Origin of the sequence: Streptomyces rubrogriseus, from assembly GCF_027947575.1 — a bacterium.
Classification (GTDB): domain Bacteria; phylum Actinomycetota; class Actinomycetes; order Streptomycetales; family Streptomycetaceae; genus Streptomyces; species Streptomyces rubrogriseus.
Genome location: NZ_CP116256.1, coordinates 7,368,057 through 7,390,022, shown reverse-complemented (window position 1 = coordinate 7,390,022; position 21,966 = coordinate 7,368,057). Strand labels below are relative to the sequence as shown.

General features: G+C 71.7%; 19 protein-coding genes and 1 pseudogene. 11 read left to right on the top strand and 9 right to left on the bottom strand.

The genetic code is table 11. The features are described from left to right. Positions 1–114: 114 nt before the first annotated feature. Genes Sru02f_RS33095 through narI form a run of 4 tightly spaced genes read left to right on the top strand, consistent with a single transcriptional unit; the run spans position 115 to position 6,852 of the window. Entirely contained in the window at positions 115–3,822 is a 3,708-nt protein-coding gene (locus Sru02f_RS33095; protein WP_167469663.1) for a nitrate reductase subunit alpha, read from the top strand. After that, positions 3,822–5,477, top strand: coding sequence for a nitrate reductase subunit beta (gene narH / locus Sru02f_RS33090; RefSeq protein ID WP_164270975.1), 1,656 nt, complete (start codon positions 3,822–3,824; stop codon positions 5,475–5,477). The genes Sru02f_RS33095 and narH overlap by 1 nt, the downstream gene beginning before the upstream one ends. Next, positions 5,474–6,136 (top strand): nitrate reductase molybdenum cofactor assembly chaperone, encoded by a 663-nt coding sequence (narJ, locus tag Sru02f_RS33085; protein WP_109033132.1) that lies wholly within the window; start codon positions 5,474–5,476, stop codon positions 6,134–6,136. Before narH ends, narJ begins: the two co-directional genes overlap by 4 nt. Next, positions 6,133–6,852 carry a respiratory nitrate reductase subunit gamma gene (gene narI / locus Sru02f_RS33080; RefSeq protein WP_109033133.1) on the top strand — a complete coding sequence of 240 codons (720 nt, stop codon included), beginning with the start codon at positions 6,133–6,135 and terminating at the stop codon, positions 6,850–6,852. The genes narJ and narI overlap by 4 nt, the downstream gene beginning before the upstream one ends. 18 nt (positions 6,853–6,870) lie before the next feature. On the opposite strand, the gene Sru02f_RS33075 is transcribed toward narI, so the two are convergent. Further along, complete coding sequence (locus tag Sru02f_RS33075; RefSeq protein ID WP_109033134.1) at positions 6,871–7,908, bottom strand: aldo/keto reductase; 1,038 nt, start codon at positions 7,906–7,908, stop codon at positions 6,871–6,873. A gap of 144 nt (positions 7,909–8,052) precedes the next feature. Between Sru02f_RS33075 and Sru02f_RS33070 the strand changes: the two genes are divergently transcribed. Beyond that, on the top strand, positions 8,053–8,649 hold the full coding sequence (locus tag Sru02f_RS33070; RefSeq protein ID WP_109033135.1) for a TetR/AcrR family transcriptional regulator: 597 nt from the start codon (positions 8,053–8,055) through the stop codon (positions 8,647–8,649). A 118-nt stretch (positions 8,650–8,767) separates the two neighbouring features. Beyond that, positions 8,768–10,576, top strand: a complete 1,809-nt coding sequence (locus Sru02f_RS33065; protein WP_109033136.1) for a restriction endonuclease — start codon at positions 8,768–8,770, stop codon at positions 10,574–10,576. A 22-nt stretch (positions 10,577–10,598) separates the two neighbouring features. Here the strand turns inward: Sru02f_RS33065 and Sru02f_RS33060 are convergent, their stop codons facing one another. Together Sru02f_RS33060 and Sru02f_RS33055 are read right to left on the bottom strand one after the other, a co-directional pair. After that, the gene (locus Sru02f_RS33060) at positions 10,599–11,186 is read right to left on the bottom strand and encodes a DUF4291 domain-containing protein (protein ID WP_373103635.1); all 588 of its coding nucleotides are present in this window, start codon (positions 11,184–11,186) and stop codon (positions 10,599–10,601) included. Positions 11,187–11,780: 594 nt separating this feature from the next. Further along, positions 11,781–12,434 (bottom strand): hypothetical protein, encoded by a 654-nt coding sequence (locus tag Sru02f_RS33055; protein ID WP_109033139.1) that lies wholly within the window; start codon positions 12,432–12,434, stop codon positions 11,781–11,783. A 62-nt stretch (positions 12,435–12,496) separates the two neighbouring features. On the opposite strand from Sru02f_RS33055, the gene Sru02f_RS33050 reads away from it, so the two are divergent. Next, on the top strand, positions 12,497–13,123 hold the full coding sequence (locus tag Sru02f_RS33050) for a hypothetical protein (protein ID WP_109033140.1): 627 nt from the start codon (positions 12,497–12,499) through the stop codon (positions 13,121–13,123). 173 nt (positions 13,124–13,296) lie between these two features. Then, positions 13,297–14,409, top strand: coding sequence for a hypothetical protein (locus Sru02f_RS33045; RefSeq protein ID WP_159107556.1), 1,113 nt, complete (start codon positions 13,297–13,299; stop codon positions 14,407–14,409). A 52-nt stretch (positions 14,410–14,461) separates the two neighbouring features. Here the strand turns inward: Sru02f_RS33045 and Sru02f_RS33040 are convergent. Continuing rightward, positions 14,462–14,626: pseudogene (locus tag Sru02f_RS33040) on the bottom strand (DUF4291 family protein); the annotation flags it as partial. Between the two features lie 102 nt (positions 14,627–14,728). Further along, complete coding sequence (locus Sru02f_RS33035; RefSeq protein ID WP_167469664.1) at positions 14,729–15,952, bottom strand: FG-GAP-like repeat-containing protein; 1,224 nt, start codon at positions 15,950–15,952, stop codon at positions 14,729–14,731. A 122-nt stretch (positions 15,953–16,074) separates the two neighbouring features. On the opposite strand from Sru02f_RS33035, the gene msrA reads away from it, so the two are divergent. Continuing rightward, positions 16,075–16,593, top strand: coding sequence for a peptide-methionine (S)-S-oxide reductase MsrA (gene msrA / locus Sru02f_RS33030; protein WP_003974020.1), 519 nt, complete (start codon positions 16,075–16,077; stop codon positions 16,591–16,593). A gap of 107 nt (positions 16,594–16,700) precedes the next feature. Here msrA and Sru02f_RS33025 read toward each other — a convergent pair whose 3' ends face one another. Beyond that, the gene (locus tag Sru02f_RS33025; RefSeq protein ID WP_109033142.1) at positions 16,701–17,819 is read right to left on the bottom strand and encodes a hypothetical protein; all 1,119 of its coding nucleotides are present in this window, start codon (positions 17,817–17,819) and stop codon (positions 16,701–16,703) included. A 96-nt stretch (positions 17,820–17,915) separates the two neighbouring features. Between Sru02f_RS33025 and Sru02f_RS33020 the strand changes: the two genes are divergently transcribed. Then, on the top strand, positions 17,916–19,070 hold the full coding sequence (locus Sru02f_RS33020; RefSeq protein WP_030870223.1) for a cystathionine gamma-synthase: 1,155 nt from the start codon (positions 17,916–17,918) through the stop codon (positions 19,068–19,070). Positions 19,071–19,080: 10 nt separating this feature from the next. On the opposite strand, the gene Sru02f_RS33015 is transcribed toward Sru02f_RS33020, so the two are convergent. The 3 genes from Sru02f_RS33015 to Sru02f_RS33005 all read right to left on the bottom strand — a co-directional run bounded on the left by Sru02f_RS33015 (position 19,081) and on the right by Sru02f_RS33005 (position 20,561). Further along, positions 19,081–19,338, bottom strand: coding sequence for a hypothetical protein (locus tag Sru02f_RS33015; RefSeq protein ID WP_109033143.1), 258 nt, complete (start codon positions 19,336–19,338; stop codon positions 19,081–19,083). 46 nt (positions 19,339–19,384) lie between these two features. After that, positions 19,385–19,891, bottom strand: coding sequence for a sigma factor-like helix-turn-helix DNA-binding protein (locus Sru02f_RS33010; RefSeq protein WP_109033144.1), 507 nt, complete (start codon positions 19,889–19,891; stop codon positions 19,385–19,387). Between the two features lie 163 nt (positions 19,892–20,054). Then, a complete protein-coding gene (locus tag Sru02f_RS33005) occupies positions 20,055–20,561 on the bottom strand; it encodes a MarR family winged helix-turn-helix transcriptional regulator (protein ID WP_037666375.1) in 507 nt (168 codons plus the stop codon). A gap of 163 nt (positions 20,562–20,724) precedes the next feature. Between Sru02f_RS33005 and ilvA the strand changes: the two genes are divergently transcribed. Next, complete coding sequence (gene ilvA / locus Sru02f_RS33000; RefSeq protein ID WP_109033145.1) at positions 20,725–21,954, top strand: threonine ammonia-lyase; 1,230 nt, start codon at positions 20,725–20,727, stop codon at positions 21,952–21,954. Positions 21,955–21,966 lie beyond the last annotated feature (12 nt).

Here is a 21,966-nt window from a genome sequence, read left to right as displayed (position 1 = left end):
CTGAAGAAATACCGTTTCTGCAGTGGATTCCGGCGAGATGCTGAATGCGGCACACAGCGTGCCCGCCGTATTCCGGCGGGCATTGCTCCGGCGCGTTCGCAAGGAGATGGCAGCGTGGTGCGAAGCAGGGCGAAGGCCGTGGCCGACGCCGCCGACCGGCTTCTGAAGGCAGGTCAGCTGCTGCGGAGGTCCCCTACCACCCTCGATCTGAGGGCCGTGTACCGCACGGACCAGAACGTCAACGACCGTCCTTATCGTGAGCGGTGGGCGCATGACAAAGTCGTGCGCTCCACCCATGGCGTCAACTGCACGGGATCGTGCTCGTGGAAGGTGTACGTCAAGGACGGTCTGATCACCTGGGAGACCCAGCAGACGGATTATCCGAGCGTCGGCCCCGACCGGCCCGAGTACGAGCCGCGCGGCTGTCCGCGCGGCGCCTCCTTTTCCTGGTACACCTACTCGCCCACCCGTGTTCGCCATCCGTTGGCCCGGGGCGTCCTCGTGGAAATGTACCGGGACGCCAAACGCCGGCACGGCGGCGACCCCGTGGCCGCCTGGGCCGAGCTGACCTCCGACCCCGAGAAGCGGCGTCGCTACCAGTCGGCCCGCGGTCGCGGCGGCTTCGTCCGCGTCGACTGGGACGAGGCGCTGGAGATCGCCGCCGCCGCCCAGGTGCACACCATCGCCGAGTACGGCCCCGACCGGGTCGCCGGGTTCTCCCCGATCCCCGCCATGTCCATGGCCTCGCACGCGGTCGGCGCCCGCTACCACTCCCTCATCGGCGCCCCGATGATCTCCTTCTACGACTGGTACGCCGACCTGCCGATCGCCTCCCCGCAGGTCTTCGGCGACCAGACCGACGTACCGGAGTCGGGCGACTGGTGGGACGCGGCCTACCTGATGCTGTGGGGCTCCAACGTCCCCGTCACCCGCACCCCCGACGCGCACTGGATGGCGGAGGCCCGCTACCGGGGCCAGAAGGTCGTCGTCGTCTCGCCGGACTACGCGGACGCCACCAAGTTCGCCGACGAGTGGCTGCACCCGCATCCCGGTACGGACGGGGCGCTCGCCATGGCGATGGGGCACGTGCTGCTCACCGAGTTCTTCGTGCGCCGGCAGGTGCCGTACTTCACCGACTACGTCAAGCGCTTCACCGACCTGCCCTTCCTGGTCGCCCTCGACGAGCACGAGGAGGGCCGCTGGACGCCCGGCAAGTTCGTCACCGCCGCCGACCTCGGTCTCGGCCGGCACGCCGACGCCGCGGCCCGGGCCTGGATGCCGGTGCTGATCGACGCCGACACCGACGACGTGGTCGTCCCGAACGGCACCCTCGGCGACCGGTGGGGCAAGGAGGGTGCGGGGCGCTGGAACCTCGACCTGGGCGGGACCGACCCGCTCCTCACCCTGCACGGGCACACGGGCGGCCGCGGCGACAACGGTGTCGAGGTGGTGCTGCCCCGCTTCGACGAACCCGGCGCCACCGTCGTGCGCGGCGTACCGGCCCGGGAGATCGGCGGCCGGCTCGTCACCACCGTCTACGACCTGCTGCTCGCCCAGTACGCCGTGGCCCGCCCCGGCCTCGCCGGCCACTGGCCCGCCGGCTACGACGACGCCGAGCAGCCCTGCACGCCCGCCTGGCAGGAGCGCCTCACCTCCGTCCCGGCCGAGGCGGCGGTCCGCGCGGCCCGGGAGTTCGCGCGCACCGCCGAACAGACCCGGGGCCGCTGCATGATCGTCATGGGCGCCGGCACCAACCACTGGTTCCACTCCGACACCATCTACCGCTCCTTCCTCTCCCTGCTCATCCTCACCGGCTGCCAGGGCGTCAACGGCGGCGGCTGGGCGCACTACGTCGGCCAGGAGAAGGTCCGCCCGTACACCGGCTGGCAGCAGCTGTCCACGGCCTCCGACTGGGTCCGGCCCTCGCGGCAGATGGCGGGCACCCCGTACTGGTACCTGCACACCGGCCAGTGGCGGTACGAGTCCCACGCGGCCGACGCCCTCGCGTCGCCCACCGCCCCCGGCACCCTCGCCGGGCGGCACACCGCCGATTTGGTGGCCCAGTCGGCCCGGCTCGGCTGGATGCCGTCGTACCCGACCTTCGACGCCAACCCGCTCGACCTCGGCCGCCGGGCCCGCGAGAGCGGTCAGGAGCCCGGTGACTGGATCGCGGACCAACTCGGTTCGGGCGCCGTGGACTTCGCCTGCGAGGACCCCGACGCGCCCCGCAACTGGCCGCGCGTGCTGACCGTGTGGCGGGCCAACCTGATCGGCTCCTCCGCCAAGGGCAACGAGTACTTCCTGCGCCACCTGCTCGGCGCCCGGGACGGCGCCACCGCCGACGAGGCACCGCCCGAGCACCGGCCGCGCTCCGTGGCCTGGCGGGACGACGCCCCGCAGGGCAAGCTCGACCTGCTGCTGAGCCTCGACTTCCGGATGACCTCCACGACGCTCTTCTCCGACCTCGTGCTGCCCGCCGCCACCTGGTACGAGAAGCACGACCTGTCCTCCACGGACATGCACCCCTTCGTGCACGCCTTCAGCCCCGCGATCAACCCGCCCTGGCAGGCCCGCACCGACTTCGAGATCTTCCACTCCCTCGCCCGCCGCCTCGGCGAACTCGCCGCCGGCCGCCTCGACACGGCCCACGACCTGGTCGCCACCGCCCTCCAGCACGACACACCCGGCGAGAGAGCCCAGCCCGGCGGCCGGGTCACCGACTGGCGCGACGGCCGCACCCCCGTCGAGCCGGGCCGCAACGCCCCTCAGGTCTCCCTGGTGGAACGGGACTACACGGCCGTCGCCGACCGGCTCGCCGCCTTCGGGCCGCTGGCCGAGGAGCACGGCATGACCGTCAAGGGCGTCACCGTCAATCCGCACGAGGAGGCCCGCTGGCTCGCCGCCCGCTGCGGCACGGCCCCCGCCGGACCGGCTCACGGCCGCCCCCTGCTCGACACCGACGTCAAGTTCTGCGAGGCGATCCTCGCCCTGTCCGGCACCACCAACGGCCGCCTCGCCGCCGAGGGTTTCGACCGCCTCGCCGACCGCGTCGGCCCCGGCGCCGGGCTCGCCGAGCTGGCCGCGTCGGTGGGGGAGCGGCGGGTGGTCTTCTCGGACACCCAGGAGCGCCCCGTGCAGGTCGGGGCGAGCTTCGAGTGGTCCGGCAAGGAGGCACCCGACCGGCGCTACTCGCCCTTCACGGTCAACACCGAGCACAAGAAGCCCTGGCACACCCTCACCGGCCGCCAGCACTTCTACGTCGACCACGACTGGATGGCCGAGCTGGGCGAACAACTCCCCGTCTACCGGCCCCCGCTGAACCTGGCCGAGCTGGGCGACGCACCGACACCGACCGGGGACGGCCGCGCGGTGACCGTCCGCTACCTCACCCCGCACGCCAAGTGGTCCATCCACTCCGAGTACCAGGAGAACCTGCTGATGCAGACCCTGGCCCGCGGCGGCCCCGTCATCTGGATGAGCCCCGCCGACGCCGACGCGATCGGCGCCGCCGACAACGACTGGGTGGAGGCCGTCAACGCGCACGGCGTCGTGGTCGCCCGCGCGATCGTCTCCCACCGCGTCCCGGACGGCACGGTGCTCATGTACCACGTGCAGGAACGCCTGGTGAACGTGCCGAAGTCGGAGGCGAACGGCCGCCGCGGCGGCGTCCACAACTCCCTGACCAAGCTGCTCGTCAAGCCCACCCACCTCATCGGCGGCTACGGCCAGCTCTCCTTCGCCCCCAACTACTACGGGCCCACCGGCAACCAGCGCGACGCCGTCACCACCGTCCGGCGCCGCTCCCAGGAGGTCACGTACTGATGCGCGTCATGGCACAGGTGGCGATGGTCATGAACCTCGACAAGTGCATCGGCTGCCACACCTGCTCGGTCACCTGCAAACAGACCTGGACCAACCGCACCGGCACCGAGTACGTCTGGTTCAACAACGTCGAGACCCGCCCCGGCCAGGGCTACCCCCGCGGCCACGAGGACCAGGAGAAGTGGAAGGGCGGCTGGCACCTCAAGGGCGGGCGCCTGGTCCCGCGCACCGGCGGCCGCGCCCGCCGCCTCGCCCGCCTCTTCGCCAACCCCGAACTCCCCACCCTGGACGACTACTACCAGCCCTGGACCTACGACTACGAGAACCTCACCACCGCCCCCCTCGGCGACGACGTCCCCACCGCCCCGCCCCGCTCGGCGATCGACGGCCGCCCCACCGAGATCACCTGGGGCCCCAACTGGGACGACGACCTCGGCGGCGGCCCCGCACAGCTCGCCGCGGACCCCCTCCTCGCCCGGATGAGCGAGCAGGTCCGACTCGACTACGAGCGGGCGTTCATGTTCTACCTGCCCCGCATCTGCGAGCACTGCCTCAACCCGTCCTGCGTCGCCGTCTGCCCCTCCGGCGCCCTCTACAAGCGCGTCGAGGACGGCATCGTCCTGGTCGACCAGGACCGCTGCCGGGGCTGGCGGATGTGCGTCAGCGGCTGCCCGTACAAGAAGGTCTACTTCAACCACTCCACCGGCAAGGCCGAGAAGTGCACCTTCTGCTACCCGCGCATCGAGGCCGGCGACCCCACCGTCTGCTCCGAGACCTGCGTCGGCCGGCTGCGCTACCTCGGCGTCATGCTCTACGACCCCGACAAGGTCGGCGCCGCCGCCTCGGTCACCGACGAGAAGGACCTGTACGAGGCCCAGCTCGGCTGCTTTCTCGACCCCGACGACCCCGAGGTGGCCCGCGCGGCCCAGGCGTCCGGCATCCCGCACGACTGGGTCGAGGCCGCGCGCCGCTCCCCGGTCCACGCGCTGATCACCCGGTACCGCGTCGCGCTCCCGCTGCACCCGGAGTACCGCACGATGCCCATGGTCTGGTACGTCCCGCCGCTCTCCCCGGTCGTCGACGCCCTCACCGGCACCGGGCACGACGGGGAGGACCCGGCCGCGCTGTTCGGCGCCATCGACACGCTGCGCATTCCCCTCGGCTACCTCGCCGAACTCTTCACCGCGGGCGATCCGGGGCCCGTGGAGGCCGCCCTGTGCCGGCTGGCCGCGATGCGCTCCCACATGCGGCGCGTCAACCTCGGCGAGGAGCAGGACCCGCGGATCGCCGAGGCGGTCGGACTGGACGAGCCGGGCATCCTGGAGCTGTACCGGCTGCTCGCCCTCGCCAAGTACGACGAGCGGTACGTCATCCCGACCGCCTACACCGGCTCCGTCCCCGACCCCGGCGGCACCGGGGCGGGTTGCAGCCTGGACGGGGTGGGCGGGCCGGGGATGATGCCGGACGGCGCGGGCGCCGGACCCGGCTTCGGGGAGTTCGACCCCGACGCCTTCCACGCGCCGCCGACCGCCGGGTCCGGCACGTCGTCCGCGCTGCGCGGCCGGGTCAACCTCCTGAACTGGAACGGGAAGGGACGCCCGAACGGCCTCTTCCCGCGCGCCCGCGGCACCGTCCGGACGGAGCCCGAGCTGTGAGCCGTAGCCCCAGCCGCGCCGCGACGACCACCACCGCACCGGTCGTCTTCCAGGCCGCCGCCCTGCTGCTGGCCTACCCGGACCGGGACTGGCCCCGCCGCCCGCGCACCGTCCGCGAGACGGTCGCCGCGCTCCCCGGCCCCGAGATCCAGCTCCTGCTCTCCTTCTGCGACCGGGCGGAACGGGAGGACCCCCTCGCCGTGGCCGCCCGCTACGTCGCCACCTTCGACCGCAGCCGCCGGCGCTGCCTCTACCTCACCTACTACACCGACGGCGACACCCGCCGCCGCGGCGCCGCACTCGCCCGTATCAAGTCCGTGTACCGCACCCACGGCTGGCTGCCGCCGGACGACGAACTGCCCGACTTCCTGCCGCTGATGCTGGAGTTCGCCGCCCGCGCCCCCGAGGCGGGCACCGCACTGCTGACGGAACACCGTGCGGCGATCGAGGTCCTGCGCTACGCCCTCGAAGCCCACCGCAGCCCCTACGCCGCCCTCCTCCAGGCCGTCGGCCGGTGCCTGCCGGGCCGGGCACCGGCCAGCCGCGAGGAGGCCCTGCGCCTGACCCGTACCGGCCCGCCGACCGAGGCGGTGGGCCTCGACGTCCTGGGCCCCTTCCCCGCCCAGCCCCGGCCGCACGACGACGGAGCCCGCCGATGAGGCACCTGCACACCGCCCTGTGGGGCGTCCTGCCGTACCTGACCCTGGTGGTGCTGGTGGCGGGGACGGCCTGGCGCTACCGCTACGACCGTTTCGGCTTCACCACCCGTTCCAGCCAGCTGCACGAGAGCCGGCTGCTGCGCATCGCGGGCCCGCTCTTCCACTACGGCCTGCTGTTCGTGATCGCCGGCCACGTGGCCGGGCTCCTGGTCCCCGAGTCGCTGACCGACCGCCTCCACGTCAGCGAGCACCTCTACCACGCCAACGCCCTGATCGCGGGCGGCACCGCGGGCCTGGCGACCCTGGCGGGCCTCGCCCTCCTCCTGTACCGCCGCCTGCGCACCCCCGCGATCCGGGCCGCGACCAGCCGGAGCGACCGAGTGGTCTACCCCCTGATGCTCACGGTCGTCCTCGCCGGGCTGACGGCCACCGCGTCCGGTGCGACGGCGGCGTCCACGTACGACTACCGGCTCGGCGTCTCCGTCTGGTTCCGCAGCCTGTTCGCACTGGACCCGGACGTGACCGCCATGGCCCAGGCCCCGCTGGTCTACCGCCTGCACGCACTCCTCGCCATGGCCCTGTTCGCCCTGTGGCCCTACACGCGCCTGATCCACGCCTTCACGGCACCGCTCGGCTACCTGGTGCGGCCGTACGTCGTGTACCGCTACCGGGGGCGCGGCGAGGCGGCGGCGGGGGCGGGCCGCCCGGGGCGCTGACGGTTCGGCGTCCGCCGTTCAGGCGGCCGCCGGGTGGCGCCGACGGCGCAGCGCCGGGTCGAGCAGCGCGGGCGTGGCGTCGAACTTCTCGTGCGCGGCGAGGTCGGTCCCCGGCGCGACGACGGCGTCGACCGCGTCGAGGACGTCGTCGGAGAGCACCGTGTCGGCGGCGGCGAGCTGGGAGTGGAGGTGGTCCAGGGTGCGGGGCCCGACGAGCGCGGCGGTGACGGCGGGGTGCGCGGTCACGAAGCCGAGCGCGAGCTGGATCAGGGTGAGCCCGGCCTCGTCGGCGACCGCGGCCAGCTGCTCGACGGCGTCGAGCCGGGCCCGGTTGGCGGGCAGCGCGGTGTCGAAGCGCTCGGGCAGGACCGCAGACCGGTGCGTGGCGACCTCGCGTCCCGCGCGCACCGCCCCGGACAGCCATCCGGAGGCCAGCGGGCTCCACGCCAGCACGCCGAGCCCGTACTGCTCGGTCACCGGCAGCACGTGGCTCTCGATCCCGCGTTGCAGGAGGGAGTAGCTGGGCTGCTCGGTGACGTAGCGGCCCAGCCGGTGCTCGCGGGCGGCCCACTGCGCCTCGACGATGCGATACGCGGGGAAGGTGGAGGACCCGAAGTACCGGATCTTCCCGGCGCGCTGCAGATCGGTGAGCGCGGACAGCGTCTCCTCGTCGCTCGTGGTCGGGTCCCACCGGTGGATCTGGTAGAGGTCGACGTGGTCGACGCCGAGGCGGCGCAGGCTGTTGTCCAGCTCGGTGACCAGCCATCGGCGCGAGGAGCCCTGGTGGTTGGGCTCGTCGCTCATCGGCATGTTCGCCTTCGTGGCCAGCACGATGTCGTCGCGACGCCCGGCGATCGCCTTGCCGACCATCTCCTCCGACTCGCCGCGGCCGTACATGTCGGCGGTGTCGATGAGGTTGATCCCGCCCTCCAGGGCGGCGTCGACGATGGCGGTGGCCTCGTCCTGGGTGGTACGCCCGATGCTGCCGAAGTTCATGGCGCCGAGCGCGAGCGAGCTGACCTGCACACCGGTGCGGCCCAAGGTGCGGTACTGCATGACGGTTCCTCCATCGGGGGCATGACTTGGTGGCGGGCTCGGGGCTCTGGCATCATGAGGACACCAAGCGGAACGCCGTCCCGTTTACTCGCCCAACAATACGGAACGGTGTCCCGTTTATCAATCGGTGAAGGGAACGGCACGGTGAAGGACGGCGAAGCGGCGACGGGACAGGCGGCCTCCCGGCCCAAGCGCGCGGACGCCCGGCGCAACGAGAAGACCCTGCTCGACGCGGCCGCCGCGGTGTTCGTCAGATCGGGCGTGGAGGCCCCCGTGCGCGACGTCGCGGCCGAGGCCGGGGTCGGCACGGCCACGATCTACCGTCACTTCCCGACCCGGGCGGACCTCATCATCGGCGTCTACCGGCACCAGGTGGAGGCCTGTGCCGAGGCCGGTCCCGCCCTGCTGGCGAGCAGCCCGACCCCGTACGCGGCGCTCGCGGGCTGGATCGACCTGTTCGTCGACTTCCTGGTCACCAAGCACGGCCTCGCCGCGGTCCTCCAGTCCGACAGCGCCGGCTTCGAGACCCTCCACGCGTACTTCCTCGACCGCCTCGTCCCCGTCTGCACCGACCTCCTCGCCGCCGCCACCGACTCCGGCGAGATCGACACCGACGTACCGCCCCTGGCGCTCATGCGCGGCGTCGGCAACCTCTGCATCGGCGCGGAGACCCCCAACCCGAGTTACGACGCCCGGCAGTTGGTACGCACCCTGATCGCGGGGCTGCGCGCGGCGGACTGATCCCGGCCCGGTCGTTAAGGGCGGCGAGTGGATGTGCGCGGCAGCGATTGCTGGATAAAGTCGACCCGCTACAACTGGTTGTGGGGACAACCGGTGCAGGGGGGAGGGCTGACAACCCATGAGTCGTCGCACCACGGGGCCCTTCGGGGTCTGGGCCGAGATGCAGCGGCAGCGACAGCGCCGGCTGGAGGCCGAGGCACGGCAGCACAGACAGGACGCCCGGGAGGCACGGGCCTACGAGCGGCGGGCCGCTCAGAGCTACCGTGAGTACAAGCAGGCCGACGCGATCCGCCGCACCGAGGAGCTGGACGCACGGGTCGCGGTGCTCCAGGAGCTGCTGGCCTCGGGATGCCGGGCATCGGTCTTCCGGCCCTCCACCCTCATGCGCGCCGAAGAGCTGCCGTCCCTGGCCGCGGTGATCGAAGGCGTCGGACGCCGGGAGCCCGAAGCCGTGGTCGAGTACTTCTCCGCGGCCCTGTACACCTCGACGGCCTGGCCCGAGGGGTTCCCCCGCCGGGTCGCCATGACCTACGACCCCGTGGCCCGGCAACTGGTGCTCGACTGGGAGCTGCCGGCGGGCGATGTCGTCCCGCAGTCCAAGTACGTGCGGTACATGTACGCGGCCGACCAGTACCGGGAAACCCCCCGACCGGTGGGACAGCGCAGGGCCCTCTACAAGGCGGTCATCGCGCAGTGCGTGCTCCTCGTGCTGCACGAACTGTTCGCCGCCGACGAGTCCGGCGCCCTGGAGTCGGTGGCCCTCAACGGCTTCGTCGACGGACACGACCCCACGACGGGCCGGCCGGACCGCATCTTCCTGGCCACCGTCATGGCCGAGCGCTCCTCCTTCCGCGAACTGCACCTGGCCCAGGTGGACGCGGAGAGCTGCCTGGCCGACGCGCTGCGCGGGCAGGTGTCGGCCCGCCCGGACCAGCTCGTCGCGATCAGGCCGGGCCGCCGGCCCGAGGAGGTCGGCCACCGGGTCACCACCCACGGCGACGTCGAGGAACCCGATCTGTACGAGATGGACCCGATCGCCTTCGAGGGACTCGTGGCCGAGCTGTTCGAGGCCATGGGGATGCGGGCGGTCACCACGCAACGCTCCAACGACGGCGGGGTGGACGTCCACGCCCTGGACCCGACCCCGATCCGGGGCGGACAGATCGTCGTCCAGGTGAAGCGGTACCGCAGCACGGTGCCGCCCACCGCCGTACGCGACCTGTACGGGACCGTCCAGGACGCCGGGGCGAACAAGGGCGTCCTCGTCACCACCTCGGGGTTCGGCCCCGGCTCGCACACCTTCGCCAACGGCAAGCCGCTGGAGCTGGTCTCGGGGGCCGAACTCGTCGACCTGCTGCACCGCCACGGCCTGCGCGGCCGGCTGGGCGACGGCGGCCGCCCGGACTCCACCCCGCCGCCCGCCCCGGACCCGTCGGTGCCCGACGACTACAACATCCTCGGCATGTCCTGGTCCGGGAGCGTCGCCCTCGACGTGTGCGCCCTGGTGTGCCGGGGCAACCGGATCCTGACCGACGACCACTTCGTCTTCTACAACAACCCGCGGACCCCGGACGGCTCGGTACGGACACTGTCCGCCACCGCACCCGACAAGGCCGCGCTCTGTGCCTCGTTCGACACCCTGCCGGACGACGCCGACCGCCTCGTGCTGGTGGCCGCCGTCGACCCGGAGGCGAATCCGGACGCCGACCTGTCCGGTTTCACGGACGCGTGCATCCGCCTCCTCGACCCGGCGCTGACGGAGCTGGGCCGACTCCAGGTCTCCGACGGCCGCCCGCACGAGACCGCCCTGGTCCTCGGCTCCTTCCGCCGCAGGTCCAACGGCGACTGGGACTTCGTCGTGGGCGGGAAGGGCTACCCGGGCGGCCTGGAGGAGCTGCTGCGCGACTTCGGCGTCGAGGTGGACTGACCCGTCCACGCCGACAGCGCCATCACGACCGCAGGTTGCTCAGCAGTTCTCCCGCGGCCGGATACGGCTGCTCCCGGGGCAGCAGGCGCCGTGCCGCGCCGAGGTCACCGTCCCGTACGAGGGCGTGGACCTCGTGGGCGAGTGGAGTCACGTCGCGGATGGCGACCGTCCACTCGTCCGCGTACCGGCGCGCGGCCTCGCCGGCCAGGCCGAGCTGCAGGGAGCGGTAGGGCAGGGGCTGGAGGCGCAGGTCGCGTTCGGGGTCCCACTGGACGCGGGCGGGCGAGCGCTTCAACCCGCGCTGCCAGGCGGCCCGGTCGCTGTGCACGCCGGGCTGGTAGCTCGACAGGCACGCGTGACGCAGGGCCCACTCGAAGCCCTCGCGACCGATCTCCACGGCCAGGACGGTCTCCTGCCCCTCCTTGGCGGCCCACCCGCAGCGGTACATCATCCACAGGAACGACGGCTTGACCCACGTCAAGCCGCGTTCACAACCCCTTTTCGTTCTTCCCGTCCGGAACCCCGCCGTACAGTCCCCACTCGTCGAGCCCGGAGTAGACCAGCGCGGTGCGGCATCGGGGAGCTGAGAGGGATTCGGCCTCTCCCGCATAGACGGCCACCAACGAGTCGGAGCCCCGCCACCACGTGTCCGTCAGGCCCTCGACCTCCTGCACCGGCTCGAAGGTGTCCAGGGCCAGGGCGTCGACCTCGTCACCTGTGATCTTGGTTGTCTGTCTCGCCCACGTCGATGCATGGTGGGCGAGCGCGAGGGCCTCCACCCATCCTTCGATGGTTCGGTGCAGGGGCGTCCAGCGATCGGCATGAATGCCGAACTCGCCCTGGGGGCCGATCATGAACGAGTAGGGCACGGCTGTCCGCTGAGGCCCGGCCTCGAACCACCAGCCCTCCGCCGGAGAACCTTCCGGAACGTCGGTACCGAGGTACTTCGGTCCGCCGTCGTAATGCGGAGCGGGAGGAAGGACGAGACCACCCCAACGCTCCTGATACGCCACTGCGCGGTCGACCTCCGCTGAGGGGATCCCGGCAGCCAGCCAATGCTCCCAGTGTTGGTTCACCCATGGCACATCAACCTTGACGCCGTGGGTGACGACGAAGCTCCGGGCCCGCTTCGTCAGGCCATCGGGTGCACGATCGCAACAGGACTCCACCCGGCTGACGCTACCGCTACGCGGTGCCGACCGGCTCAGTCCTGTTGAGCGGTCACCCGAGTCCACAGTGAGAGGTCACTGCTCGTCGCGACGGCGATCGTCCGCCCGGAAGGCGAGAAACCGACCGCCCGGATCTCGGAGTACGAGGCGTGGAAGATGTGCCACCACCGCTCCCCGTGCGGACCGGCGTGGGGCAGGCCCCCGTCGCGGGACAGCAGAACCCGGTCGTTGGGCCAAGCTGGGGTGACGACCTCCAAGGTCCAACCGTCCTCGGTGGTGCGGTGAAGTCCTCCGCCGAAGAGCCCGGCGACGTGTACGCGGCTGCCGGCGATCGGACCCAGTCCGGGGCAGGTCAGGTCGGCGACACCGTCGGGGGTGCTGCCCTCGGGGTCGGGGTCGCGATCCCTGGCGATCTTCTCGCCGGTGACGGCGTCGAAGAGACCGTGACCGTCGTGCGAGACGGCCATGACCAGGTCTCGACCGCTTGCGGGGTGCGATGCGAAGCCGACGCCGAGTAGTCCGCCGACAGGGATGCCGTACGCGTACTCGAAGACGGGGCGCCAAGGCGCGGGCGGGGAAACGACCGGGGCAGCGAGCAGCCGGTCTCGCAGCGCGCGTTGGTAAGCGGAGAGCACCGGCTCACTGACGGATTGCTCCGCTGGAGGCGCTGCCTTGCCCTGCTTCGTCATGTCCTCATGATCTCGCGCCAACCAGCTACCTCGCCAAGCAGGTCGGTTGAGAAGATCACGGCATGACAGCCTCTGGCGAACACCCCCCTGAGGGCTGGGCCTTCCTCGGTGTCGGAGACCCGTTCCAGGTCGTCCACGACGAGCAGCGCGGCCTCTTGGCCGTTGCAGGCGCGCCGGCACACGGCAGAGCAACGCCGGTCGCGGTCTACGACAGCCGCTCCTTCGTCCGGCGCGCGCTCGTTCGCTCACGCTTCCCCGTGCACGCACTGGCCTTCCACCCCCGGCACCCGCTGCTCGCGGTAGGCGCCGGTAAGTACGACGGTGGCTACTTCTTCGAGGGGGAGCTGCTGCTTCTGGACCTGGAATCGGGCGCCGTGGCTTCTCTCATCGGGAACGAGTTCGGCCGTCAAGTTCTGGGACTGGAGTGGCTCGACGAGCGGACGCTGCGTGTCCTCATGGCACCGCCGGACGACTGGCAGGACGAAGCAGCCCACCAGCACGGGCACGTAGCCGTGGTGGACCGCGATGACTGGGCCGCGGTCCCCGCCCGTTCACTCAGTGGCCGGGACCTGGCGGGCCCGAGGGTTCACGCACCCCGACCCACGCCCCACGAGGCCGCGCAGCGAGCGGTCGCCATGCTGCGCTCTCTCTGGCAAGCCCAACGAGACGACTCCTCGCGTGGCGTATGACGCCCCCTGCGAAGTCTGTTAAAGCGGCTTGATGACCCGCGTCAAGCAGCGTTCACAAACCTTACGGACCCTGCTGGCAGGCGGCTCCTGGCATGAGTGACACCCGACACCGGACCGTAGAGGAAGATGTCGCCATGGTTGATCACTCTCGCGGTATGTCGCCCATGTCACTCGTGGACGAGGAGCAGGCATACACGCTCTGCGGTGACACGGCGGCCACGGAGAGCTTTACCTTCGGGAGCGCCACTGTTGGCATCGGCGACGCCGGGACACTGATCATTGTGGCAGCTGGGGATGCCCTCGACAGAAGCTGCGTCTGGAACGCTGATGAGGTCCGCCTTCTCGGCCCTGCTCCGACTCCGGTAGGGCAACGGCTCCTGGAAGAGCCCTGGGAGCGAGGCGCAGGTGAAGCGCAGTTGCCTGTTCACTTGGCGGTGCGCAACTCGGAAGGTCTCGTCTATCTCGGCACCGGATCCGTGACTCAGGCCGGAACGGTCGTTCGACCGGGTAGCGGCGTACACGTACTCTCCGACTGCTCACTTCGGCTTCATTCGCCCCTGAGCAGGCTCGACTTGGCCCGCGTGCGTCCCGATCTCCCTCCATCGGGCCTTCCGACCCTTGAGTGGCTCCGGCATGTGGACGGTCAGCGAGCCAGTGCGCTCGAACAGTTCGTCACCGGCTGGTACCCCGCTGAGTCCGAGACGGACGAGCCACCGTCGAATTCGGAGCTTCCCCGGGATCTGCCCGACGGATTGAGGGAGTTCTACCGGCTGGCACAGCACCGCCCACGCTGCCTGGGAGTGCAGAACCGACTCTTTCCCCCTTCCAAGCTTCATACCGATGCCACCGGGGAGATGCTCGTCTTCGGCGAAGAGAATCAGGGAGGCTTCTTCTGGTCGCTGCTGTGGACGCTCGACAACCCCGAAACGGATCCGACCGTCTGGTTCAGTGAGGACGACCAACCGGCGATCGCCGAGCGGGAACCACTCAGTGGCTTTCTCATCCAGTTCTCGCTCTTCGAGGCCTCCATGGGCGCCGACTACGTGGCGCTGTCCCTTCGGCTCACCGCAGAGCAGGTCGACCGGCTCGCCGAGGCACTCCTTCTCGTGCCGTTGCGCCCGTTCTGGCCTGCGGCTCCCACGCGCTTCTACGTGGCTCCGGGCCTCGTCCTGCATGTCACAGACGAAGGAATCGGCAACGGGTTCAGCGCCTGGGCCGGCGCCACCCACCGCAGTGCCCTCGCCCCCTTGGCCAACCTGGTCGAGTGGGATCGTTTCGACGGCTGACACCCCGAGACACACCGGCGTCGCCGACAGACTCGACTGAGGTCTGTGAACGCGGCTTGATGACCCACGTCATCCGGTCCCGCTTCCAGGCGGCGGGAAAGCGTCCTTCGCGGACGGCCGGGAGGCCGATCTCCGGGGAGTACGCCTGGTAGACGGTGACGGTGGACGCGGTGTGGACCGCCCGGACCTCGTGCTGGGGCTGCTGCATGGCGTACAGCGTGGGGTCGGCCCGTCCCGCCCGGCCAGTGGTTTTCGTCGCCGTGCCGGGCGGGGTGGTCGTCCTCGGGGTTCTGGTCGTACGAGGGCGTACTAGCTCGTGCTAGACGAAGCCGTTGAGTCCCCACCACTCCCCGTGGGTGGGCGCGCCGGACGTCAGGAAACCGTTGCCGCGGCCCCGGTAGGTGACCAGCCAGCCCAGGTTGCCCGGGTAGCCGTTCAGCACGTACCTCTCGTTGGTCACGGTGGCCAGGTCCGGCACGCCGTCGCCGGAGAAGTCGCCGACCGGGAGGAAGTGCGCCATCGCGTTCCAGCCACCGGTCCCGACGAGCGTGCGGGAACCGAGCCTGCCCGTCGAGGTGCCCGGGTAGAGCCACAGCTTGCCGGTGGACGCCTCGCGTGCGTAGAGGTCGGGCCGGCCGTCGCCGGTCACGTCGCCCATGCCGATCAGCGCGTTCATGGCGTTCCAGCCGCCGGTGCCGACCAGCTTGCGGGCGCCGAGAGCGCCGGTGGCGGTGCTCGGGTAGAGCCACAGTCTGCCCGTGGCCTTCTCGACCGCGATCAGGTCGGAGTGGCCGTCACCGGTCAGGTCACCGAAGGCGGTGATCCCGCTCATGCCGTTCCAGCCGCTCTTGCCGATCAGCTTGCGGGAGCCGAGGGAACCGGTTCCGGTACCGGGGTAGAGCCAGAGCTTGCCGGTCGCGGCCTCGCGGGCGATCACGTCCTCGCGCCCGTCCCGGTTGAAGTCGCCGTGCCGGGTGAGGGCGCTCATGGCGTTCCAGCCGCCGGTGCCGATCAGCCGGCCGGTGGTGTCGCCCGGGGAGAACCAGAGCCGCCCGGCCTCGTCGCGGGTGACCACGTCGGCCTTGCGGTCACCGTTCAGGTCCCCGAAGCCCAGGGCCTTCGGTGAGGTCTCGGAGGACCAGCTGGGGTAGGCGGGCTGACTGCATTCGCGCTCGGTGCGGACGAACCTGACCGAGCTGGTCGTCGCGACCGGGTCCCCGTTGAGCTCGCCGGGCGAGTTCGGCTCCTGGGCCCAGTAGCCGCCGCCCGGCGCGTAGTGCTTGTCCTCGTAGACGCAGGCGACACTCGTCGTGCGGTTGACGTACGAGCGGATCTTGTTGTCCCAGCCGCCCAGGTCCGCGACGCTCTTGTTCGTCTTCCACATCGAGCCGTTGGCGCTCTCGCCCGTCCAGCCGCAGAAGTAGCCCGACGGACAGTCGTACGAGTCGGCCACCGCCGGAGCGGTGCCCACGGTGGCCAGGCCCGTGCCGGCGAGCGCGAGGCCCACGAGCGAGGCCAAGCCCCGCTTGACATGAATCTTCACAGGTTTTACTCCCCTCCCCTTGCCGTGATCATATGGCCGGCCGGACGGGTGCGGAATCGTCGGGAGCCCTCCCGTGTTGAGGGGGGGTGGGCGACCGAGCCGAGAGATTTTGGAGGGCCGCGATGGCTGCGCAGACACAGAGGGCCGTGCTGGCGGGCGGATGCTTCTGGGGGATGGAGGAGCTGATCCGTCGGCTTCCGGGCGTGACCGCGACCCGGGTCGGATACACCGGGGGTGACGTGCCGAACGCGACGTACCGCAACCACGGCACGCACGCGGAGGCCATCGAGATCCTCTTCGACCCCGAGGCGACCGACTACCGCGCACTCCTGGAGTTCTTCTTCCAGATCCACGACCCGAGCACCAAGAACCGCCAGGGCAACGACATCGGCCTCAGCTACCGCTCGGCGATCTACTACGTGGACGACGAGCAGAAGCGGATCGCCGAGGACACGATCGCGGACGTGGACGCCTCCGGGCTGTGGCCCGGCAAGGTCGTCACCGAGGTGGAGCCGGTCGGCCCCTTCTGGGAGGCCGAGCCGGAGCACCAGGACTACCTGCAGCGTTACCCGGACGGGTACACCTGCCACTTCCCGCGCCCGGGGTGGCGACTGCCCGCCCGCAGCGGCAGCGAGGGCTGAGCGTCCGAGGCGGCTCAGCGGGACGAGGCCCACAGGGACGCGGTCCGGCCGATGACGGCCGGACCGCGTCCCTGTGGGCGTGCCCGCTGCTCAGTGCGACGGCGTGCTCAGTGCGGCAGCGTGGCCGGGCTGCCGCCGTTCGCCTCGTACCCCGCCACCGCGAGCGCGCGGTACACCGCGAACTCCGCCGCCGGGTCGGCGGACAGCGTCCACGGCAGGGCGCCCACGTGGCCGTCTATGACCGTCAACTGGTTCATGGCCTCGGCCCAGCGCTCGCCGCGGACCAGGAAGAACACCAGAAGGTGGCGGACGTGCGCCTGCATGGGATCGTCCGGGCGGGCCGAGTGGACCGCGTGCAGGGCGCCGTGGACGGCCTTGGTGACGACCTCGCTCTGGTAGAAGCCGCTGACCAGATTGACCTCGGGCAGGTGCTCGAAAACCGCGAACAGCGGCATCGCCGCCAGCAGGGAGCCCCGCGGCGCACGGGCGGCCGCCGCCTCCGCGAACGAGTACGCCAGCTGCCGCGAGCCGTGCCACTTCTCGCACCAGTACTGGAGGGCGGCCAGGTGCGCGCCCATGTGGTTGGGAGCGCGGTCCAGGATCTTCAGCCAGAGCTGCTCGAACTCCTCGCGCGAGTAGCCGAGACCTCGGGCCACCGACAGCTCGACGATGTACGGGACCGGGTCCCCGGGCGCGAGGAGGGCCGCCTCGCCGCAGGCCGCCCTGGCCTCCTCCATGATGATCCGGAAGTCGTCCGAGCCCGGCGTCGACGTCCGCCACGCCTGCTGCACCAGGAACTCGGCGTGCACCGCCGCGCCGCCCGCGTCCTTGGGCGCCTCGGCCCGCCACACCCGCAGCCACTGCCCGCCCGGCGTCTCCCCGACACCGCCGGGCCGCTGCCGCAGCTCCAGCGACGCGGCACCCGCGAAGGCCTGCACGCGCTGCCAGCGCCGCTCGCCCTCCGCCTCCGTGCCGGAGAGGAGCTGCATCGCCCCCCGGTAGTCCTGGGTGCGCTGCACCAGGTCCAGGACGTCGAGCAGGTCCTGGTCGGGGCCCGGCATCCGGATGTCCAGCTCCTCCTCGCGGGCGAAGCCGTAGTTCGCGGGGTCGGCGGCGTCCGGGTGGCCGGGCTCGACCAGGCCGACCGCGCCGCGTCGGCGCCGCGAGACTTGGAGCAGCACGAAGCCGAGCATGACCAGTGCCATCAGGACCCAGAGAATCTCCATGTCTCAAGCGAACCAGACGCCGCCGACAATTGGCCAACCCGTCCCCCGCCCTGTGGAAAACGCGCGAGGCGTTCCGCACGGCTACCCTCGGTGCCCATGAGCGACAGGCACATCAGTCAGCACTTCGAGACGCTCGCGATCCACGCGGGCAACACCGCCGATCCCCTGACGGGCGCGGTCGTCCCGCCGATCTATCAGGTGTCGACCTACAAGCAGGACGGCGTCGGCGGGTTGCGGGGCGGCTACGAGTACAGCCGCAGCGCCAACCCGACCCGTACGGCGCTGGAGGAGAACCTCGCCGCCCTGGAGGGCGGCCGTCGCGGCCTCGCGTTCGCGTCCGGACTGGCGGCCGAGGACTGCCTGTTGCGTACGCTGCTGCGCCCCGGGGACCACGTGGTGATCCCGAACGACGCGTACGGCGGCACCTTCCGCCTCTTCGCCAAGGTCGCCACCCGGTGGGGCGTGGAGTGGTCCGTGGCCGACACGAGCGACGCGGCCGCCGTGCGGGCCGCCCTCACCCCGAAGACCAAGGCGGTGTGGGTCGAGACGCCCTCCAACCCGCTGCTCGGCATCACCGACATCGCCCAGGTCGCCCAGGTCGCCCGGGACGCCGGCGCCCGGCTCGTCGTCGACAACACCTTCGCCACCCCGTACCTCCAGCAGCCGCTGGCGCTCGGCGCGGACGTCGTCGTGCACTCGCTGACCAAGTACATGGGCGGGCACTCGGACGTGGTCGGCGGCGCGCTGATCGTGGGCGACCAGGAGCTGGGCGAGGAGCTGGCCTTCCACCAGAACGCGATGGGTGCGGTCGCCGGACCCTTCGACTCCTGGCTGGTGCTGCGCGGCACCAAGACCCTCGCCGTGCGCATGGACCGGCACAGCGAGAACGCGACCAAGGTCGCCGACATGCTCTCCCGGCACGCGCGCGTGACGAGCGTGCTGTACCCGGGGCTGCCCGAGCACCCGGGGCACGAGGTCGCCGCCAAGCAGATGAAGGCGTTCGGCGGCATGGTGTCGTTCCGCGTCGAGGGCGGCGAGCAGGCCGCCGTCGAGGTGTGCAACCGCGCGAAGGTCTTCACGCTCGGCGAGTCCCTCGGCGGCGTCGAGTCGCTGATCGAGCACCCGGGCCGGATGACGCACGCCTCCGCGGCGGGCTCCGCCCTGGAGGTGCCCGCCGATCTGGTGCGGCTGTCGGTCGGCATCGAGAACGCCGACGACCTGCTGGCCGACCTCCAGCAGGCGCTGGGCTAGGAAAGAGGGCTCACCAGCCCTCCCAGCCGGTCACGGGTGGGGTCGTCTCCGAGGGCGGCTCCACCCAGGGCTGCACGGTCAGCGCCCACACCGTGAACGCCACGGCCGCGGCGCCCAGCAGCAGCCACATCAGGCGCCGGGCGGCGGTCCTGCGCCGCAGCATGCGGCCGCCCCGGCGGACGGCCTCCGCGTAGAGGTCGGGCGGCACGCGCGGGGGTGACTGCTCCATGATCCGCCGTGCGGCGGCCTCGCGCCGGGGGCGGTTCACGGGTACCTCCCCGGGCGCCACGCGCGTGTGCCGGTCGTCGGGTCCGTCACGGCGTCGCCGCCCTCGCGTCCGCCGTCACCGGGCGGGCGGGTGACGGCGGCGGGCGCAGCAGAGCGGCGGTCGCCCGGTCGCAGATCGTCCGTACCCGCTCCACGGGCAGGCCCAGCAACGCGGCCGTCTGTTCCTCGGCGACACCCTCGTACAGCCTGAGCACCAGGAGCAGGCGTTCCTGCGGGGCGAGCCCGCCCAGGGGTCCGGCGGGGTGCCGACGGGTCCGGCCGAGAGCGCCGTACCGGTGCCAGGCCGCACGGGCGAAGCGCGTGGCCAGGTGCTGGCGGGCGCGGTCGTACGGGTCCTCCCCGTGCAGACGGTCCCAGTCCGCGTACGTCTGGGCCAGGCTCAGGGCCAGCAGGCGCCGCGCGCGCGGGTTGGCGTCCGGGGGCTCGGCGGTGAGCAGCGTGGCGGCGTGCAGAAGCCGCCCGGCCGCGCCCGCGACGAACGCCTCGAACTCGCGGGCCCGGCGGGCATTTCGGGACGCATGCCGTTCTCGCACCGCGCCTCCCGCCCAGACGGCGACGACCCCTGAGGTCTCATATCAGGCCAGGGGCGGGCCGCCGGTCAAGGGTTCGGTACGAACCCCGTTCCGGAAAGCCCGGGAAAGCTCTGGGAGACCCGGGAAAGCTCGGGAAAAGCTCCGGAAGGGCGGGAAGGGGCGTTCAGGAGCCCGAGGGGGCGTCCGTGGGCGACACGCCGGACGGGGCCATCCGGGCGGACAGGGCGCCGTTGAAGCGCGCGAGGAGCGCGCAGAACGTCTCGCGCTCCTGCGGCGCCCAGTCGTGGGTCAGCTCGGCCATGAGCTGACGCCGGGAGGAGCGGACCTCCTCCAGCCGCGCCACGCCGCGCGGCGACAGCTGGAGGACCACCGCGCGTCCGTCCTCGGGGTGCGAGGTCCGCTTGACGAGTCCGGTGTCGACGAGCGGGGCCACCTGCCGGGTGACCGTCGAGGAGTCGATCCCCATGCTCGCGGCGAGCGCCTTCACGCCCATCGGGCCTTCTTTGTCGAGGCGGTTGAGCAGCAGGTAGGCGGCGCGGTCCATGGAGTTGCGCACCTGGCCGACCCCGCCGAGCCGGGTCTGTTCGGCACGTCGGGCGAAGAGCGCGACCTCGTGCTGGAGCGTCTCGAGAAGACCGGTGTCACCGGCGGTCGTCATGTCCATCGACATTTCAGGTGTTGTGGGCATGGCCGGGGGCTCACTTCGTGGAGGGCTGCTAATTGGGGGACAGGGTACGCGGCCGGGCGGCAGGGCGTACCGGCGCTGGGCAAAGCGGGTCTCGGAGGTTGGTCACAACGGCGCACGGCGCCCGTGAACTGCGATGCTGGAGGCTATGAGCTACAGCACAGCGTCCCGCGTCGCTCCCGTCACCCTCGACGACGTGCGCGGAGCCCAGAAGATGCTCTCGGGCGTGGCGCGGGTGACGGCCATGGAGGGCAGCAGGCACCTCTCCCAGCTGGTCGGCTCGCCGGTGCACCTCAAGTGCGAGAACCTCCAGCGGACGGGCTCGTTCAAGCTGCGTGGCGCCTACGTGCGGATCGCCGGGCTGCTCCCCGAGCAGCGGGCCGCGGGCGTGGTCGCGGCGAGCGCGGGCAACCACGCGCAGGGCGTCGCGCTGGCCTCGTCGCTGCTCGGTGTGCGATCGACGGTGTTCATGCCGCAGGGGGCACCGCTGCCCAAGATCAGCGCGACCCGGGACTACGGCGCCGAGGTGCGGCTGCACGGCCAGGTGGTGGACGAGACGCTGGCCGCCGCGCAGGAGCACGCGGAGCGGACCGGCGCGGTCTTCATCCACCCCTTCGACCACCCCGACGTCATCGCGGGCCAGGGCACGGTCGGGCTGGAGATCCTGGAGCAGTGCCCCGAGGTGCGGACCGTCGTGGTCGGCATCGGCGGGGGCGGACTGGCGGCCGGGATCGCGGTCGCGGTGAAGGCGCTGCGGCCGGACGTGCGGATCGTCGGCGTGCAGGCGGAGGGCGCGGCCGCCTACCCGCCGTCGCTGGCCGCCGGGCGCCCGGTCGCCGTGGAGAACCCGGCGACGATGGCCGACGGGATCAAGGTGGGGCGGCCCGGTGACGTGCCGTTCGGGATCGTCGGCGACCTGGTGGACGAGGTCCGCACGGTCTCCGAGGACGAGCTGTCCACCGCTCTGCTGCTGTGTCTCGAGCGGGCCAAGCTGGTCGTGGAACCGGCCGGGGCGAGCCCGGTGGCGGCGCTGCTGAGCGCGCCGGGCTCCTTCGAGGGGCCGGTCGTGGCGGTCCTGTCCGGCGGCAACGTGGACCCGGTGCTGATGCAGGGCGTGCTGCGGCACGGCATGGCGGCGCAGGGCCGCTACCTGGCGGTCCGGCTGCGGCTGACGGACCGGCCCGGGGCGCTGGCCACACTTCTCGGGGTGTTGTCAGTGGTCGACGCTAACGTCCTCGACGTGAGCCACGTCCGAACCCATCCGCGGCTCGGGCTCACGGAGGCGGAGGTCGAACTGCACCTGGAGACGAAGGGTCCGGAGCACTGCACCGAGGTCGGCCGCGCGCTGCGGGAAGCGGGATACACCGTCATCGCCTGAGCCGGGCGGGGC

Coding starts and splice junctions, on each gene's coding strand:
- narH (WP_164270975.1), top strand. CDS start 3,822: ATGCGCGTCATGGCACAGGTGGCGATGGTCATGAACCTCGACAAGTGC.
- narI (WP_109033133.1), top strand. CDS start 6,133: ATGAGGCACCTGCACACCGCCCTGTGGGGCGTCCTGCCGTACCTGACC.
- Sru02f_RS33075 (WP_109033134.1), bottom strand. CDS start 7,908: ATGCAGTACCGCACCTTGGGCCGCACCGGTGTGCAGGTCAGCTCGCTC.
- Sru02f_RS33065 (WP_109033136.1), top strand. CDS start 8,768: ATGAGTCGTCGCACCACGGGGCCCTTCGGGGTCTGGGCCGAGATGCAG.
- Sru02f_RS33060 (WP_373103635.1), bottom strand. CDS start 11,186: ATGCGGGAGAGGCCGAATCCCTCTCAGCTCCCCGATGCCGCACCGCGC.
- Sru02f_RS33055 (WP_109033139.1), bottom strand. CDS start 12,434: ATGACGAAGCAGGGCAAGGCAGCGCCTCCAGCGGAGCAATCCGTCAGT.
- Sru02f_RS33050 (WP_109033140.1), top strand. CDS start 12,497: ATGACAGCCTCTGGCGAACACCCCCCTGAGGGCTGGGCCTTCCTCGGT.
- msrA (WP_003974020.1), top strand. CDS start 16,075: ATGGCTGCGCAGACACAGAGGGCCGTGCTGGCGGGCGGATGCTTCTGG.
- Sru02f_RS33025 (WP_109033142.1), bottom strand. CDS start 17,819: ATGGAGATTCTCTGGGTCCTGATGGCACTGGTCATGCTCGGCTTCGTG.
- Sru02f_RS33020 (WP_030870223.1), top strand. CDS start 17,916: ATGAGCGACAGGCACATCAGTCAGCACTTCGAGACGCTCGCGATCCAC.
- Sru02f_RS33005 (WP_037666375.1), bottom strand. CDS start 20,561: ATGTCGATGGACATGACGACCGCCGGTGACACCGGTCTTCTCGAGACG.
- ilvA (WP_109033145.1), top strand. CDS start 20,725: ATGAGCTACAGCACAGCGTCCCGCGTCGCTCCCGTCACCCTCGACGAC.